Raw genomic sequence first — 283 nt, 5'->3', positions numbered from 1 at the left:
GAGTAGGGCTACACACGTGCTACAATGGCGCATACAGAGGGCGGCCAACTTGCGAAAGTGAGCGAATCCCAAAAAGTGCGTCGTAGTCCGGATTGGAGTCTGCAACTCGACTCCATGAAGTCGGAATCGCTAGTAATCGTGAATCAGAATGTCACGGTGAATACGTTCCCGGGCCTTGTACACACCGCCCGTCACACCATGGGAGTGGGCTGCAAAAGAAGCAGGTAGTTTAACCTTCGGGAGGACGCTTGCCACTTTGTGGTTCATGACTGGGGTGAAGTCG

General features: G+C 53.7%; 1 rRNA gene. It reads left to right on the top strand.

Annotated features, from left to right (window positions below):
• Positions 1–283, top strand: a 16S ribosomal RNA gene (locus JIG40_RS21650); the annotation flags it as partial.

The sequence above is a fragment of the Vibrio sp. bablab_jr001 genome, from assembly GCF_016464285.1.
In the GTDB taxonomy this organism is placed as follows: domain Bacteria; phylum Pseudomonadota; class Gammaproteobacteria; order Enterobacterales; family Vibrionaceae; genus Vibrio; species Vibrio fluvialis.
The sequence above is the reverse complement of the archived record's forward strand: the minus strand, read 5'-3'. Positions and strand labels throughout refer to the sequence as shown.